Source organism: Orenia sp., assembly GCF_055140805.1.
Map to the genome: position 1 here is coordinate 1 of NZ_JBSQYM010000070.1, position 15148 is coordinate 15148.

General features: G+C 34.5%; 16 protein-coding genes. 2 read left to right on the plus strand and 14 right to left on the minus strand.

What is annotated here, in order from left to right; all coding sequences use genetic code 11:
* Both ACTCDL_RS08425 and ACTCDL_RS08430 read left to right on the plus strand, forming a co-directional pair.
* The coding region (locus tag ACTCDL_RS08425; RefSeq protein ID WP_463175769.1) for an acetyltransferase at positions 1–386 on the plus strand (386 nt) is incomplete at its 5' end.
* Positions 379–1038, plus strand: coding sequence for a sugar phosphate nucleotidyltransferase (locus tag ACTCDL_RS08430; RefSeq protein WP_463175771.1), 660 nt, complete (start codon positions 379–381; stop codon positions 1036–1038). The genes ACTCDL_RS08425 and ACTCDL_RS08430, both read left to right, overlap by 8 nt.
* Positions 1039–1079: 41 nt before the next feature.
* Here the strand turns inward: ACTCDL_RS08430 and ACTCDL_RS08435 are convergent, their stop codons facing one another.
* From ACTCDL_RS08435 to alaS, 14 genes are all read right to left on the minus strand, one after another.
* A complete protein-coding gene (locus ACTCDL_RS08435) occupies positions 1080–1232 on the minus strand; it encodes a hypothetical protein (protein ID WP_463175773.1) in 153 nt (50 codons plus the stop codon).
* A 21-nt stretch (positions 1233–1253) separates the two neighbouring features.
* Positions 1254–1475, minus strand: coding sequence for a DUF4911 domain-containing protein (locus ACTCDL_RS08440; protein ID WP_463175774.1), 222 nt, complete (start codon positions 1473–1475; stop codon positions 1254–1256).
* Positions 1476–1477: 2 nt separating this feature from the next.
* Positions 1478–2104, minus strand: a complete 627-nt coding sequence (udk, locus tag ACTCDL_RS08445; protein ID WP_463175776.1) for a uridine kinase — start codon at positions 2102–2104, stop codon at positions 1478–1480.
* Positions 2097–3329, minus strand: coding sequence for a peptidase U32 family protein (locus tag ACTCDL_RS08450; protein ID WP_463175778.1), 1233 nt, complete (start codon positions 3327–3329; stop codon positions 2097–2099). Before ACTCDL_RS08450 ends, udk begins: the two co-directional genes overlap by 8 nt.
* Positions 3330–3974: an O-methyltransferase gene (locus ACTCDL_RS08455; RefSeq protein WP_463175781.1), complete on the minus strand. Its 645-nt coding sequence runs from the start codon at positions 3972–3974 to the stop codon at positions 3330–3332.
* 117 nt (positions 3975–4091) lie between these two features.
* Positions 4092–5093: an endolytic transglycosylase MltG gene (gene mltG, locus ACTCDL_RS08460; RefSeq protein WP_463175783.1), complete on the minus strand. Its 1002-nt coding sequence runs from the start codon at positions 5091–5093 to the stop codon at positions 4092–4094.
* 241 nt (positions 5094–5334) lie between these two features.
* Positions 5335–5634: a DUF4258 domain-containing protein gene (locus ACTCDL_RS08465; RefSeq protein WP_097019283.1), complete on the minus strand. Its 300-nt coding sequence runs from the start codon at positions 5632–5634 to the stop codon at positions 5335–5337.
* 143 nt (positions 5635–5777) lie between these two features.
* Positions 5778–6056, minus strand: a complete 279-nt coding sequence (locus tag ACTCDL_RS08470) for a DUF1292 domain-containing protein (protein WP_463175785.1) — start codon at positions 6054–6056, stop codon at positions 5778–5780.
* 236 nt (positions 6057–6292) lie between these two features.
* Positions 6293–6703, minus strand: a complete 411-nt coding sequence (ruvX, locus tag ACTCDL_RS08475) for a Holliday junction resolvase RuvX (RefSeq protein WP_463175786.1) — start codon at positions 6701–6703, stop codon at positions 6293–6295.
* A gap of 30 nt (positions 6704–6733) precedes the next feature.
* Positions 6734–8248, minus strand: coding sequence for a baseplate J/gp47 family protein (locus ACTCDL_RS08480; protein WP_463175788.1), 1515 nt, complete (start codon positions 8246–8248; stop codon positions 6734–6736).
* A 6-nt stretch (positions 8249–8254) separates the two neighbouring features.
* On the minus strand, positions 8255–9502 hold the full coding sequence (locus tag ACTCDL_RS08485; protein WP_463175790.1) for a cell division FtsA domain-containing protein: 1248 nt from the start codon (positions 9500–9502) through the stop codon (positions 8255–8257).
* A gap of 73 nt (positions 9503–9575) precedes the next feature.
* Positions 9576–11738 carry a hypothetical protein gene (locus tag ACTCDL_RS08490; protein WP_463175793.1) on the minus strand — a complete coding sequence of 721 codons (2163 nt, stop codon included), beginning with the start codon at positions 11736–11738 and terminating at the stop codon, positions 9576–9578.
* A gap of 17 nt (positions 11739–11755) precedes the next feature.
* Positions 11756–12004, minus strand: a complete 249-nt coding sequence (locus tag ACTCDL_RS08495; protein ID WP_097019277.1) for an IreB family regulatory phosphoprotein — start codon at positions 12002–12004, stop codon at positions 11756–11758.
* Positions 12005–12321: 317 nt separating this feature from the next.
* Entirely contained in the window at positions 12322–14943 is a 2622-nt protein-coding gene (gene alaS, locus ACTCDL_RS08500; protein ID WP_463175795.1) for an alanine--tRNA ligase, read from the minus strand.
* Positions 14944–15148 lie beyond the last annotated feature (205 nt).

Consider the following 15148-nt stretch of genomic DNA (forward strand, 5'->3'; position numbering starts at 1 on the left):
AATATTTAAATATAATTGATCATAGCTCATTATTAGCTGATAATCTAGTTTTAGGCAAAGGTAATTTAATTGCTCCTTCTGCTGTGCTTAATCCCAATGTAAAGTTAGGAGATAATAATATTATAAATACGGGTTCAATTATTGAGCATGGCTGTCAAATCAAGAGTCATGTCCATATTGCTCCCGGAGCAGTTATTGGAGGTAATGTAAAAATAGGAAGTCTAACTCATATTGGGCTTGGTGCAAGAATTATTGAAGGAATAAGTATCGGCAGCAATGTTTTAATAGGTGCAGGTTCAGTAATTATTGATGATGTACCAGATAATACAGTTGTTGTAGGGAATCCGGGTAGAGTAATTCGAAAACGGAGTGATAGTAATGAATGAAGCAGTTGAAGAAATAATAATTAAGGAAGAAACTACAATTAAAGAAGCCTTAAAGGTTATAGATGAAGCAGCAAAACAGATTGCCCTTGTGGTTGATAATCAAAATAAACTGGTAGGGACAGTAACTGATGGAGATATTCGCCGAGGCATAATTACTAAGTTTAAAGAGACTTCTTTTCATCAGATCCCTTTAGTAGATGATCAGGGACATGTAAGGGATTTAGCATTAATTAATGAAATAATTAAAGAAAATAAAAAAGAAAATACAGTGGTTTTGATGGTAGGAGGACTTGGATCCAGACTAAGGCCTTTAACTAATGATACTCCAAAGCCTTTATTACTAATAGGTGATCGACCAATTTTAGAAACTATAATTGAGCAGTTCAAAGCTTATGGTTTTGTTAACTTTATTTTATGTACGAATTACAAAGAGATGCAGATCAAAAGGTACTTTGGAGATGGTTCTAAATTTAATGTTAATATTAGTTATGTGAGTGAAAACCAGAGGTTGGGAACTGCCGGAGCTTTGAGTTTGATTAGTAAAAAAATAGAAAAGATTTATCAAAAATATGGTTTTGAAACAATAGGAATGATGAAAACTGTACATGCATTTTTAAATGGAAAAAGTATCAAAGAAATTCAAAATATTTAGTCGTAATAGCACTAAGAATCCAGACTTCGCCTGACAGCAGATTAGCAACATTCTAGTTTGGGTTCATAAAAGACAGCAATAACTACTCCCCAAACTCCACTTAGGTCTGTAGTCAATGCTGTCTCTACAAAAAAACATCCTTTAATTTTGATTTTAACCTTGGCCTTACTCACACTAATCACTAACACTGACACTGTATAAGATGATGCTTTTTTTCATCTTATACATATCTCCAATTCAACCTGCTTCTGTAGATTCTTCAATATCTCTAGCACATCATCCTTAGTACCTTCACTGACCTCTAAATTCAAGATCCCAATCTCATCTTCAACTCCTACTACTGTAGTCAAAGCCAAGCCTTCATAAGCCTTTAAAACATTATCTACAAAATATAATTCACTCTTCTCAACTTTAACCTGAAATCCAATAGTATCCATGATTAACTTAACTCCTTTAGAATAGATTTGACCTTGGTCACTAAGATATCAATAGCCACTTTATTGTAACCACCTTCTGGGATAATGATATCTGCATATTTCTTAGTAGGCTCAATAAATTGTTGGTGCATTGGTCTCACAACATTCAGATATTGATTGACTACTGAATCCATGGTTCTTCCCCGCTCTTTAGTATCCCTTAACAGCCTACGAATAAATCGCACATCATTATCTGTATCCACATAAATCTTGATATCGAGCATATCCCTTAGCTGTTCATTCTCTAAGACCAAAATCCCCTCTAAAACAATCACATCACAGGGATTAATAGTAACTGTCTCCTCTTTACGAGTATGTATAGAAAAATCATAAACAGGTTTTTCAATGCTCTTTCCAGCCATTAGCTCTTCCAAATGCTCAATCAACAATTCCGTATCAAAAGCAAAGGGATGGTCATAATTGGTCTTGATTCTCTCTTCAAAAGAGAGATGACTTTGATCCTTATAATATGAGTCCTGCTGAATCAAGACTATATTATCATGACCTAGCTCCTCTATAATTGTCTTAGCTACTGTAGTCTTACCTGATCCAGTCCCTCCAGTCAGCCCGATTAGAACTGGCTTACTCATCACTGTCAACCTTCTCTCTTCTGACTAAATCATACTCTTCTACTGGGTTATCGACTTTGACTGTAATTAATTGATGAGGATGGGGAGCATCAGGTACTAATTCTCCATCTTCATTCTTAATATAATCTAGCTTTTGCGAGAAGGTATCTGTTCTAGGACCAAAGATCTCTATAACATCACCTTGGAAGAACTTACTTCTTACCTCAATCACCGCTTCTTGAGTCTCTGGCAAGTAGTCACGAACAATTCCCATATAATCATAGCTTCTATGGAAACCATAATCATCATAATTCTGCTCACTACCCTTTGGCTTTTCAAAATAGAATCCAGTTGTATAATTACGATGGCTAATCTTCTTCAACTCTTCTAGCCATTCTTCCTTAAATTGATAATTCTCTGGATCTTTAGCATACGCATCTAAAGCTCTCCGATAGACATTAGTCACTGTAGCTACATAATGGAGGCTTTTCATCCTACCTTCTAGCTTCAGGCTATCTATTCCCGCGGTAATTAATTCTGGGATATATTCGATCATACAGAGGTCTTTAGAGTTATAGATAAAAGTTCCTCGCTCATTTTCATAAATAGGATAATGCTCCCCAGGTCGCTTCTCCTCCATCAAGGTATACTTCCATCGGCAAGAATGGGCACAAGCTCCCTTATTAGCATCTCTACCATTCATATAGTTACTCAATAAACACCGACCCGAATAAGAGATACACATTGCCCCATGGACAAAGGCTTCTATATCGATATCCACCTTCTCTTTAATCTTTTTAATCTCTGCTAGAGATAGCTCTCTAGCAGCAACGATTCGCTTAGCACCTTGACTTTTCCAAAATTGAGCACTACCCCAATTAGTATTATTTGCCTGAGTACTGATATGAACTTCTAATTCAGGAGCAGCCTCCTTAACTATAGCAAAGATACCAGGGTCAGCTACAATCACCCCATCTACCCCAAGCTTGTCTATCTCTTTAATATACTCAGCTAAACCTTCAAGGTCTTCATTATGAGGGATAATATTAGCCGTCACATAGACCTTTACCCCTCGCTTGTGAGCAAAGTCTAGCCCCTCTTCCATCTCTTCTAAAGTGAAGTTTCCCGCCTTCTCTCTCATTCCATAAGCCTCTCCACCTAAATACACCGCGTCAGCACCATATAATATCGCTATCTTCAATTTTTCTAAAGTCCCTGCTGGAGCTAATAGCTCTGGTAATTGCATCTATTCTTCCTCCTTTTTAATACTGATTGCTAGTCCATCTCCTAATGGAATTATTGATGAATCCAATAAAGGATGATCCATAATTGTATCTACGTACTCTCTTAATCTTCTAGTCAATGTACTGTATCTTGGATGATAAAAGCGATTATCAGCAATCATTCCTTTAAATAAGACATCATCAGCTACAATCAATCCACCATCATTAATTAACCTTAAACTCTCTTCTAAAAAATTGGGATATTGTCCTTTAGCAGCATCTATAAAAATAAAATCAAACTTTTCTTCTAAGGTAGGTAAGAGCTCTAAAGCATTACCTGTCAATAACTTGATATTATCATACCCCAAAGTAGCAAAATTATCTTGGGCTTCCCTAGCTGAAGCTTCATTTAACTCAATTGTAACTAGCTCTCCTTCTAAATCTCTAGCCAACCATAAGGTCGAGTAACCTATTGCTGCACCTATTTCTAAAATTCTCTTAGGTTTATGTAATTTAACCAATAGATTTAGTAAATTTCCCACCTCTGGCTCTATAATAGGAAACCCCCGTTCTAATGCCGATTCTTCAATCTCTCTAAACTTACCTTCTCTATCTGGCTGTTTCTCTCGCAAATACTTTACAATCCATTCTTGAACAAGATTACTCATCATAGCACCCCTTGTATTAAGTTTAAGTTTGAGTCTAAATTTAAGCAAAGTTAATAACTTATACTTAAATTTAGACTTATGCTTAATATTCTCTCTATTATTATAACGTTCCTAACTTTACTTTAATCGTCTCTGCACCTCTAAATGCTCCCGATAACTCCTAGTGAAGGTATGTCTACCCTTCTTAGTAACAACATAATATAAATAATCGGTATCTTCAGGATTTAAAGCAGCCTTAATCATCTCAATTCCAGGATTATTGATAGGACCTGGAGGTAAACCTATATTCTGATAAGTGTTATACTCTGAATCAACTTTAAGGTCACTATATAACAGCCTACTTTTACGCTCTGGTAGACTATATTGTACCGTAGCATCTAACTGTAAGCGCATCCCTCTATCTAAGCGATTATAGATAACACTTGCTATTACTGGAGCTTCATCCTTTATCTGTGCTTCTGCTTGAATTAAAGAAGCAATCGTAATAATCTGATATAAGCTATAATCACTCTTTTCAATCTCTTTCTCGAAAGCTTTAATCCTTCTTTTAAACTGATTTAACATGATGCCTATTATCTCTTCTTCATCAGAACCATAAGGAATTTGATAGGTTTCAGGAAATAAAAAACCCTCCAAATTATACTTAACAGTAGAAGGGGCAGAGAATAAATTGACTTTTTTATCCTTAGCTAAAGCTAAAAATTTCTCCCTACTTAAGCCTCTTTGAGCTAAAAGATCTCCTATCTCCTCGATAGTTATCCCTTCAGGAAGAGTTAGCTTATAGGTCGCTACTCTACCCTTAACTAACCTATCTGCAATCTCCATTACTGACATATTAGAACTTAATTGATAATAACCAGCTTGTATCCTAGTAGCAAATCCTCTGATCCTTACATAAGCTTTAAAAGCCACAGGTTCTTTAATTAATCCCTTATTATATAACTGATTAGTAACCTTCTCTAGGGAGGAACCTGACTTTATTTGAATAATCTCCTTGGCTATTGCTCTATTACTGACAGGCTCTAATAACTGTCGTCCGTAACTAAAGAAGATTAAATTTATAATAAGCAATAACAGTATTAGCCAGCTGAAGTATTTAACTGATCTCCTAACTTTCATTTCAATTCCCCCCCTTACATAAACTTTTGCTTTTAAAATAAAGATTAACTTTTTATAAAAATAATATATTACTTTTACTTAAACTTAGTCTTAATCTTAATCTTAAACTCAATTCCCTACTCTATTATAAACAATCTGATTTTAATTATCAACAAAAGTCATCAACTCTTATCAATGAGAAGAGGTATATCTCCAAAGAAAAAAGCACCTTAGTCTTTAAAGACCTAAGATGCTTCTGACATCAAGCTATTTCTTCAAGCCGTGTACCATCTTTTATATGTATGTTAGCCCGATCAATAACTGTGATTACTACCGCTTTAAACTCCCTAACTTCAATAATTACAGCCAAATTATTCTCTTGATCAATTACCGCAACCTCTTCTCCAGTGTCATTATAATCAAGTAACTTTTTATCTAAGCTAAGAATAATTGCAGTAACTAAACTTTGATCAATATCCCTCTCCTCCATACGCTTTAGGGCATGGGTTGTACTCTCTACTCTAAAATATTTGTCTTCTAAAATACATTCAGTTAATAACATCTAACCCCCCCTCTTTTAAAAGTACTATTAACAGTATTGACAATAAAACTAAATTTTATACTCTATACCTAAAGATAGGAGGGAAGTATTTAAGTTATTTATTATATCTAAAATCAAAGAATTTTATTTAATAAACTTAAACTCTATTCATCTTCCTTAGCTAACTCTTCTTCTATCCTCTTTAGCTCTTCTTCATCAACTACTGGTTCATAGAAAGTATCTCCATCTTCATTCTCAACTACTTTTAGAGCAAAGCCTTCTTCTGCGTCATCCTCTTCAGGTACTATAATCAAATAAGTATCCTCATCTATATCAAGCACTACTACTATCTCATAACGATTTTCTTCTCCATCATACTCCTCTAACACCACTATACCTTCTTCTTCATCAATCAATTTAATTACACCTTCATTTTCTGCCATTATCATCACCTCTATTTTTATTATTTGTTAATTAAAGTAATTTATTGTGCTAATAATTCTTTTGTTACTCAATGGGGCTATTATAAAACATTTGGGAATCAGTTATCAGGAGTCTGGAATCTGTTGAATACACGGGTTCCTGATTCCCGATTCCTGACAACTAAAGTATAGCTTTATCCCTTTATCATCCCATTTCCTATATTAGCACAAGCCCTTATCTGAGAAAAAATTAATCACTAACTTATACTATCTAAATAATTTTGTAAAATTACTACTGCTGCCATCTTATCAATAACTTCTTTTCTCTTTTTTCTACTTAAATCTGCTTGGATTAAAGTTCTCTCAGCTGCTACTGTAGACAACCTTTCATCCCAAGTTATTATCGGTAAATCTATCCTGCTTTTTAAACTCTCCACAAAACTTAGCACCTTTTCAGCTCTTGGTCCTAAAGAACCATTCATATTTTTAGGTAAACCTACTACAATCTTCTCTACATTATATTTTTCCACTAAAGAAGCTATATATTCTATACCTTCCTCTAAACTTTTAGATTTTATTACCTCTTTTCCCTGAGCCGTCCAACCTAGAGCATCACTTACTGCAACCCCTGTTCTCACATCTCCAACATCTAAGCCCATAATCTTCATCTTAGTTACTCCCTTCAATTACTCTAGCCTCTATTCTCCATCAACTACTAAATTAATTCCATATCTAAATTGTGGTAAGTTGACTTGATTGACAGGTTTTATCTGATAACTATCTATCTCTAACATATTGTCCATTAATGCTTTTGCTTCTTCTACCTTCTTACCTAATATCTGGTTGACAATATACTCCTTATTAATCTTACCTGCAACTTGTCCTATACTCTTAACTCTAAAATCAATCTCATTTTTAGCTAGTTTATCAACTTCTACCTCTTTAATGGTGATTTGTGGTTTATTAAGGACAAATTTATCTTCAAGGCTATCCTTATATAATTTAAATACTAAACTCTTTAATCCTTCTTTTTCTACTGCAAAACCTATAATTTTGACTTCTCCTTTAACTACTAGCTGATTTGTTATCTCACCAACCTTATTATTGGTCTGGAGTTTAGGCTCAACAACCTTACTTTCATCCTTAAAGAAGATTAGACTAGAGTCAAATTTATTCCTTAAATCCTCTTTAGCCTTCTGTAATAGCTTCTCTCTGGTTTCTCTTAAAGCATTATCTAAATCTGCTTGAGAGACTACCTTTACCAGTTGGTTCTGCCCTCCATAAGTTGCTTCTGGATTGATTATCTTCACTGGATAATCCTTATTAACAAAGTTAACTATCCTACCTTTACTGATATTACCATGGATACCTTTATATAATGCTTCGATATTGACTTCAGCTCTTCCTGCATCTACCCCCACAACTACATCCATAAACTTCTCTAATTTTGATGATGGAACAACCACTTTATTTTTAGTCTTAAATTTAACCCCATTTCTTGTACTAACTAAGGTTCCTGCAGGTATAGTTACCTTCTTACGATTACTATTAATCAAAGTCAAAACTCCTGTAGCTTTCTTGATACCTATCTCTTTAGTAGCAGTACTTTCAAAGGCCATCTCTTCTTCTAAACTTACTTCTTTTTTGACCAATGGAATTGTACTAGTAGCCCAATCTATAGTTGGCAGATCTGCTAATGCTCTAATCTGACTGACCAACACCTTATCCTTAATAGTTGGTTGAACCTCAACAGTTATTACAGGAAAAGCAAAGTAGACCCAAACTATTGCTGTTAATAATAAGCTAGCAACAAATAATCTCCTTCTTAACTTTCTTCTCTTCTTAGACTTTTTTTTAGCAGTTGAATATTGGTCTAGGGTAAATAGGGACTCTCTTTCTGACCTATTTATATCTGCCACTCTTTCATCTAGACTCTCTTTAAAATCCTCTACTTTAGAGTAGACCTCAAAACCTACTCTTGATAATATATTTTTTGTCTTCTTATTATTTGTTATAAAAATTAACTCTTTATCTGCCTCATTTGCATACTTTTTAATCAACTCTATATTTACCTGACCAACAAATATTGGTGAATTTCTATGTACTATAATTACTATTTTATTCTCTGTTGCTGATTTAACTTTATCTAAAAATGAGTTCAATGGTTCATCAGGGTCTATATAGAGTTTAATATAATTTTCCAACTTTTTCACCCCTAACTAACCAAAATTAGCCACTATCTTCTGAAATATATTACTCTCTTCAACCTCTTTAATCATAGTTGACTGTAAAGCCAAGCTCTTTGGTGTTACATTCTCAGCACCTTTTAAAAGATCAACCTTATCTTCAATCCCCTCAATATCTTGAGCATCCAACAGCCTTATCTCAGGCCTTTTGAAAAATGGAAGGTTTTCATACATCTTTCTCTGCCTAATTCCATCAAATAAACCACTTAAAGCACTGCCACCACCACATAGATAAACTCTTTGAGGTAAAGCTTCTGATTTAGCTAGACTAGCTAAAGCTACTTCAATCCCTTCATATAATAAATCAAGGTCAGGCTTTAAAACCGCTTCAATCTCTTCATTGGATTGATCACTTTCGGAAATAGAATAAGCTACCTTTAACCTTTCAGCATCTTCTAAGGTTAAATTGAAGTTTCGAGCCAAACTTTTGGTAAAATCCCTACCTGCTAGGCTAAACATCTTAGTCCCTTCTATTCCTCCATTTCTAATCAGAGCAATATCAGTAGTTCCTCCTCCAATATCAATTACAATTGCCCCAAATTCATAGGCCTCATTACTCATAATACTTTTAGCAATGGAAAAAGGCTCTGCAATTATACCAACTAAATTATACCCTAACCTTAAAGCTATTGTCTCTAAAGCACCAACATGAACTAAAGGTGCAAAGGTATTAAATACAGTCACTTCTAAATTCTTACCTTGAAACTGTTCAGGATTACTTACTTTGTAGCCATCTATTTTCATCTCCACTACAGAAGAGTTGACCAATTCTACTTTAATATCCTCTAATCCTATATCCTCTAATAACTCCTGCTGAACAGATTTTAAAGCTAGTTTTTGAGCCTTCTTAACTAAATTATCTATCTCTTTTCTTTTGATCTTCTTTTTAGGTATAGATCTAGTATAATTCATTTGAGTAACAATCCCTTTGACAAATTCCCCAGCAATTCCAATCACAATCTCAGTAGGACTATAATCTGCCATTGCTATAGCCTGTTCAATAGCTTTATGACAGATTTTAATTACCTCTTCAATATTGGAGATAGCTCCACCTTCCATGTTAATATAATCTTGTTTCTCTCTACTATATCCAATTATTTGAGAGTTATTCTGATTAAATTTTACTATCATAGCCTTAACATACTCTGTACCAATATCTAAAGCTATACGGTGCTGATAATCTAGTTTCTTCTCCTTTTTTAAAAAATTATTAAAAATCATGGTAATAGAAAACACCTCCTAATATTACAAAATTATCCATTAAAAGGTGAATTCCTTCTTTTAAATAATAATTTTATTTATTGCCTATCCTATTTAGCACTAAATAAAGCAAGGTAAAGATAGGAAATAAGAGTAAGGTGGCAGCAGCAACAACCCCTGAATCATTGACCAGCATCGTAACTATACTACCTATTATCAAAGCTTTAAACCCTGCTGCTAAGTCTTTATAGCTATCAACAATATCTCTAATTACCCCTCTAGGCTTTTTAAATAGGATAATCAAGATAATTACAAAAGATAAGAGTGCCCTTGTCCAGATTGTCCACCTTAATAGCTTTAAGTTCATACTGATTTTACGATAGATAATAGTAATTAATGTACTCAGTCCTTCTCTTCTAATCTCTGTTATAGTATTGGCAAGATGAGTTTGATTAGCACCAGTGCCCTTAGTATCTAAAAAGATAAGCAAAGATACGATAGCCACAAGGATAATAGCTATTTTAAACAATATCTTTAAATTTAAGTTATAGCCTTTCAAATAAAAGTAAGTAGCACTAGTAACAACTATTGTTGTAATTAAGCCACCAAAGTTAGCTCCTAATCTGGGATAACCTACAGTTACTATTAAAAATAAAAAGGAGATTAGTATAAATTTTAAAGAAAAATCTTCTCTAAGCTCTTTTAAAATAGTTAAACTGATAATTCCTGCCCCGATAATTATTCCCATAAATTCATTTCCAATACCATAAAATCTAGCTCCAATTATTGGAGAATATCCTAAGACTGATAATTTTATTAAATTGGCTCCAGTCCATAAATCAATCGCTAAAAGACCCCAAGTCACAGTTGAAATGATAAAGACAGGAATTAACTCATTTTCGGTAAGTTTCAATAGATAATAGGTTAATAAAAAGCTTAGAGAGATAAAGAAGATAATTACTAAAATCAAATTCCAAATCAAAAAATATTTTGATAAAAGCAAAAATAAAGGTATCCATAATAAGACAAGAAGAAGATACTTGCTAGTCCTTCTTAAACTTGCTGATGACCTCTTATAAAGTATGATAAACCCAACTAAAAAAAGAGTAATAATCTGTAACAAAATAAACCCCTTAATTAAAATAGGTCGCCAGGCAAAGGTCTTCTCTATTCTCTGATTTAAGCCAATTAGATAATCTAGAGATTGGTTAGAAGGTATAGCTTCTACAGCTGATCCTGTAAAGGTCTCCTCTTGTCCACCTAAATAGCTATAGATAGTCGGTGCTATATCTAAGTTACTTATCAAACCTGCTCTTTTAGTTGTAGCTGATCTTAACAAACCTTTGCTATTAGGACCTACTAGTAATGACAATGATAGCTTCTCACCATCTGCAACTGCTTTTTTAGATGGGGTAGGAACAATCACAAATAGATAATCTTGATTGAAATCTAACCTCTGACTTACCTTCCCTAATAACTTATCTACCCGTTCAATTGCCTGCTTCTTCTCTGCTAAAAAGCGTCCTTCTAATAATAAGCTCTTAACTGCCTCCACTCGAGAGGTATCACCTGATTCAATAATCAATAAATCAGTCTGATCTTTTAGTTTATCAAATTTATCTAGTAGATAATCTTGGTTAGTGATATAAGCAGAGGGGTATTGATCAGATGTTAAGAGCATTTTCTGACCAATATCCCCCTTAAAAATAAGACCATATTTATTTATTCCCAACATAGCTATATGCCTACGTGGTTGTTGCCAAATATCTGCATTACCCAATACAGCTAAAGTTAAAGACTCTCTAGCCAACTTATCTGCTAACTGTCCTACTTTAGCCTGATAATCACTTTTTTTGTTAGTTGCTATCAATCTAGCTAACTCTATATTAACAATTTGGGCTTTAGGATCTATCTTGGCTGTTCTCCTCGAATAAAGATTTTTAACATAAGTACCTTTATAAACTTCACCAAGATTAAAACTCAAATAAGCAGAAACTCCAGTCCTTGCTCTATCTCCAGTACCTATAGTCAAATACTCATCCTTGGGCTCTAAAGAACCCGCAGTTCTAGTATTGGTCAAAGCAATAGCTCCAGTTTCTATTAATGCATCCAAATTAGGTGTTTGAGCAGACTTTATCTCTGACAAACTGACCCCATCCATCACAAAAAGAACAAAGTTTCTCTCTATAGCTTCAGATTTTATCTGAATAGAGAATACAATAAATACAGCTAGTAATAGGAAGCTAATCCGTCTCATTTAATCACTCCGTAGAATTACTTCAAATAACTCTTGACTAACTCTTCAATGATCTCATCTCTTTCAAACTTTCTCATCTTACTACGAGCCTGCTTGTGACTTGTAATGTAAGCAGGATCTCCTGATAATATGTATCCAACAATCTGATCGATTGGATTATATCCTTTCTCCTCTAAAGCAACATAAACGTCTCTTAAAGCCTTAGTTACTTCAGTGTCTTTTTCATTGTCCATTCTAAACATCATGGTTTTATCAAAATCACTCATTAGTTTTTCACCTCAACACTTATATTATAGTTTACCTATTATAGCTATTCTTTATACACTTTATTTTCCCTTTATCAACTAACTGAGATTTATAAACTACCCCAATTAAATTTAAATATAGTTAATAACAATGAATGGGTATATTGCGATACTTTTAGGAATCAGGAGTCAGGAACCAGTTATCAGTAAAACAGACTGATTCCAGATTCCCGATTCCTGACACGAAAGTGTCGCACTTTCTCCATATTGTTCAATTCAACTATAGTAGATAGTATTGGTAAACCTCAAGAGTATAATACCCCTGAGGTTTATCAAAATTATTCTGCTAATATTAACTCTTTAGCTTTTGCTAAAGCTTCTTCTATCTTTTCAGGTTTACTTCCACCTGCTTGTGCCATATCTGGGCGACCTCCACCGCCACCACCAGCTACCTTGGCAACTTCACGAATGATATTTCCAGCATGGTATCCTGCTTTGACTAAATCTTTAGTTACTATAGCAATAAAAATTACTTTGCCATCTAATTTAGAAGCCAAGACCACAATACCAGAATCTAACTTATCTTTAAGATTATCTCCCATCTTTCTTAATCCATCAGCATCTATTCCATCGATACTGTGTAAGATAGTCTTAATACCATTTAGCTCCTCAGCTTCAGAGATTAAATCCCCTGATTGTGATGATGCTAGCTTATCCTTTAGACTTGTAAGTTCTTTTTCTAACTCCTTAATCTGTAACTGTAAGTTCTCTACTTTAGTCACTACTTCCTTAGGAGAAGACTTTAATTTGTCGGCAATAGTAGCGATTGTATCTTCTTGCCTCTTAACATAATCCAAGGCCTCATGACCAGTTACAGCTTCAATTCTTCTAACACCTGCTGCTATTCCAGATTCACTGAGAATCTTAAACAGGCCAATCTCTCCTGTAGCTCTAACATGAGTTCCTCCACATAGCTCAATACTATAATCTCCAGCAGTTACAACCCGAACTTTTTCTCCGTATTTTTCACCAAATAAGGCCATAGCACCTTGCTCTTTAGCTTCTTTAATTGGCATCTCTTTAGCATCTACTACTAAATTTGCTAGAATCTGTTCATTTACCCTAGCCTCTATCTTCTCTAGCTCTTCCTCTTTAACAGCTTCAAAATGGGAGAAATCAAAACGGAGTCTAGTTGGTGTAACTAAAGACCCTGCCTGATTTACATGCTCTCCTAAAAACTCCTTTAAGGCTTTGTGCAATAAGTGAGTAGCGGTATGATGTCTAGCAGTAGCAGTTCTTAGCTCTCCACTAACAATTGCTTGAACTTGGTCATTAACCTTTAGCTCTCCTTCTTCTACTTCAACTTCATGGACTGTCATCTCTGCAATCTCACGAGTATCTACTACTCTTAATTGAGCATTAGTGTTAATAATAATTCCTTGATCTCCAGCCTGTCCACCACCTTCAGAATAGAAAGGTGTCTTAGCTAAAATGACCTGTGCCTTATCTCCAGCAGTTATCTGAGCTACCTCTTGTTGAGCTTTAACCAAAGCAAGAACCTCTGTTTCTACTTCAAACTCTTCATAGCCCACAAAATCGTCCTGACCTAACTCTTCTCTAATTGCTTTATATAACTCTAATTCACTATGCCCTTGGTCATAATCCTGACGAGCAGCTCTAGCTCTATTACGCTGTTCTTCCATAGACTTCTCAAAGCCAGCATGGTCAATCTCATAGCCCTGCTCTGCTGCTATCTCTTCAGTTAGCTCTTTAGGGAAGCCATAGGTATCATAAAGGGTAAATACTTTATCTCCAGGGATAAGCTTAGCATCCTTCTTCTCTAACTCAGCAATTACTTCTTCTAAGATATCCATTCCCTGCTCTAAGGTCTCTTCAAATCTAATCTCCTCTTGCTTAACAATCTTTTTAATCTGCTCTTCCATATCTACTAATTGTGAATAATGATCTCCCATTACCTCTACAACTATTGGCACAATTGTATGTAAGAAAGGAACCTCTAGACCTAATACTTTAGCATAACGAACAGCTCTTCTTAAAATTCTTCTTACCACATATCCTCTACCCTCATTTGATGGTAAAGCACCATCAGCAATAGCAAAGCTGATACTTCTAATATGGTCTGCGATTACCTTCAAAGCCATATCTATCTCTTTAGAATCACCATATTCAACACCAGCATTATCAGCTATGTAATTTATCATCGGCATAAACAGATCTGTTTCAAAGTTGGTTGGGGCATCTTGTAATAAAGATACTATTCTCTCTAATCCCATTCCTGTATCTATATTCTTATTAGGTAATTCCAAGTATTCACCATCTTCAGTCTTATTATATTGAGTAAATACTAAATTCCAAATCTCTAGATAACGGTCACAATCACAACCTAATTTACAATCATCACTACATCCATAATCTACTCCACGATCATAATGAATTTCAGAACAAGGACCACAAGGACCAGTTCCAATCTCCCAAAAGTTCTCATCTTTATCCATTCTAACTATTCTCTCTTTAGGAAAGCCTACTTGCTTGGTCCAAATCTCAAAGGCTTCATCATCATCTTTATAGATAGATACCCAAAACTTATCTGGGTCAAAGTTCATCCATTCAGTTAGAAATTCATATGCCCAGGTAATAGCATCCTCTTTAAAGTAATCTCCAAAAGAGAAATTTCCTAACATTTCAAAAAAGGTATGATGTCTAGCAGTCTTTCCTACATTTTCAATATCATTGGTTCTAATACATTTTTGAGAAGTGCTTACTCTACGCTTAGGTGGAATAGCACTACCATTAAAGTAATCCTTAAAAGGAGCCATTCCTGCATTAATCCATAATAATGTAGGATCATCTTGGGGAACTAAAGGTGCACTTGGTAGCACTTTATGTCCCTTACTCTCAAAAAACTCTAAAAATTTCTGTCTTACCTCACTACTCTTCATCTAAATAAACCTCCCGTAATAACTAATTGACAGTTGACAATTTACAGTTTACAGTTAAAGTCCTAATCAAAACCATACTATAGGGTATGTGAATTCAAAATGAAACTTAATGGATATATTGCGACACTTTAAGTTTTAGCTACGGGTTTTAACCCGTAGTGTAACATGTCATCATCACCACAGGTTGAAACCTGTGGCTAGTAAA

Excerpts from the sequence above, each read along its gene's own strand:
- ACTCDL_RS08470 (WP_463175785.1), bottom strand. The coding sequence starts at position 6,056 with ATGGCAGAAAATGAAGGTGTAATTAAATTGATTGATGAAGAAGAAGGT.
- ACTCDL_RS08455 (WP_463175781.1), bottom strand. The coding sequence starts at position 3,974 with ATGAGTAATCTTGTTCAAGAATGGATTGTAAAGTATTTGCGAGAGAAA.
- ACTCDL_RS08430 (WP_463175771.1), top strand. The coding sequence starts at position 379 with ATGAATGAAGCAGTTGAAGAAATAATAATTAAGGAAGAAACTACAATT.
- mltG (WP_463175783.1), bottom strand. The coding sequence starts at position 5,093 with ATGAAAGTTAGGAGATCAGTTAAATACTTCAGCTGGCTAATACTGTTA.
- ruvX (WP_463175786.1), bottom strand. The coding sequence starts at position 6,703 with ATGAAGATTATGGGCTTAGATGTTGGAGATGTGAGAACAGGGGTTGCA.
- udk (WP_463175776.1), bottom strand. The coding sequence starts at position 2,104 with ATGAGTAAGCCAGTTCTAATCGGGCTGACTGGAGGGACTGGATCAGGT.
- ACTCDL_RS08490 (WP_463175793.1), bottom strand. The coding sequence starts at position 11,738 with ATGAGACGGATTAGCTTCCTATTACTAGCTGTATTTATTGTATTCTCT.
- ACTCDL_RS08495 (WP_097019277.1), bottom strand. The coding sequence starts at position 12,004 with ATGAGTGATTTTGATAAAACCATGATGTTTAGAATGGACAATGAAAAA.
- ACTCDL_RS08450 (WP_463175778.1), bottom strand. The coding sequence starts at position 3,329 with ATGCAATTACCAGAGCTATTAGCTCCAGCAGGGACTTTAGAAAAATTG.
- ACTCDL_RS08465 (WP_097019283.1), bottom strand. The coding sequence starts at position 5,634 with ATGTTATTAACTGAATGTATTTTAGAAGACAAATATTTTAGAGTAGAG.
- alaS (WP_463175795.1), bottom strand. The coding sequence starts at position 14,943 with ATGAAGAGTAGTGAGGTAAGACAGAAATTTTTAGAGTTTTTTGAGAGT.
- ACTCDL_RS08440 (WP_463175774.1), bottom strand. The coding sequence starts at position 1,475 with ATGGATACTATTGGATTTCAGGTTAAAGTTGAGAAGAGTGAATTATAT.
- ACTCDL_RS08485 (WP_463175790.1), bottom strand. The coding sequence starts at position 9,502 with ATGATTTTTAATAATTTTTTAAAAAAGGAGAAGAAACTAGATTATCAG.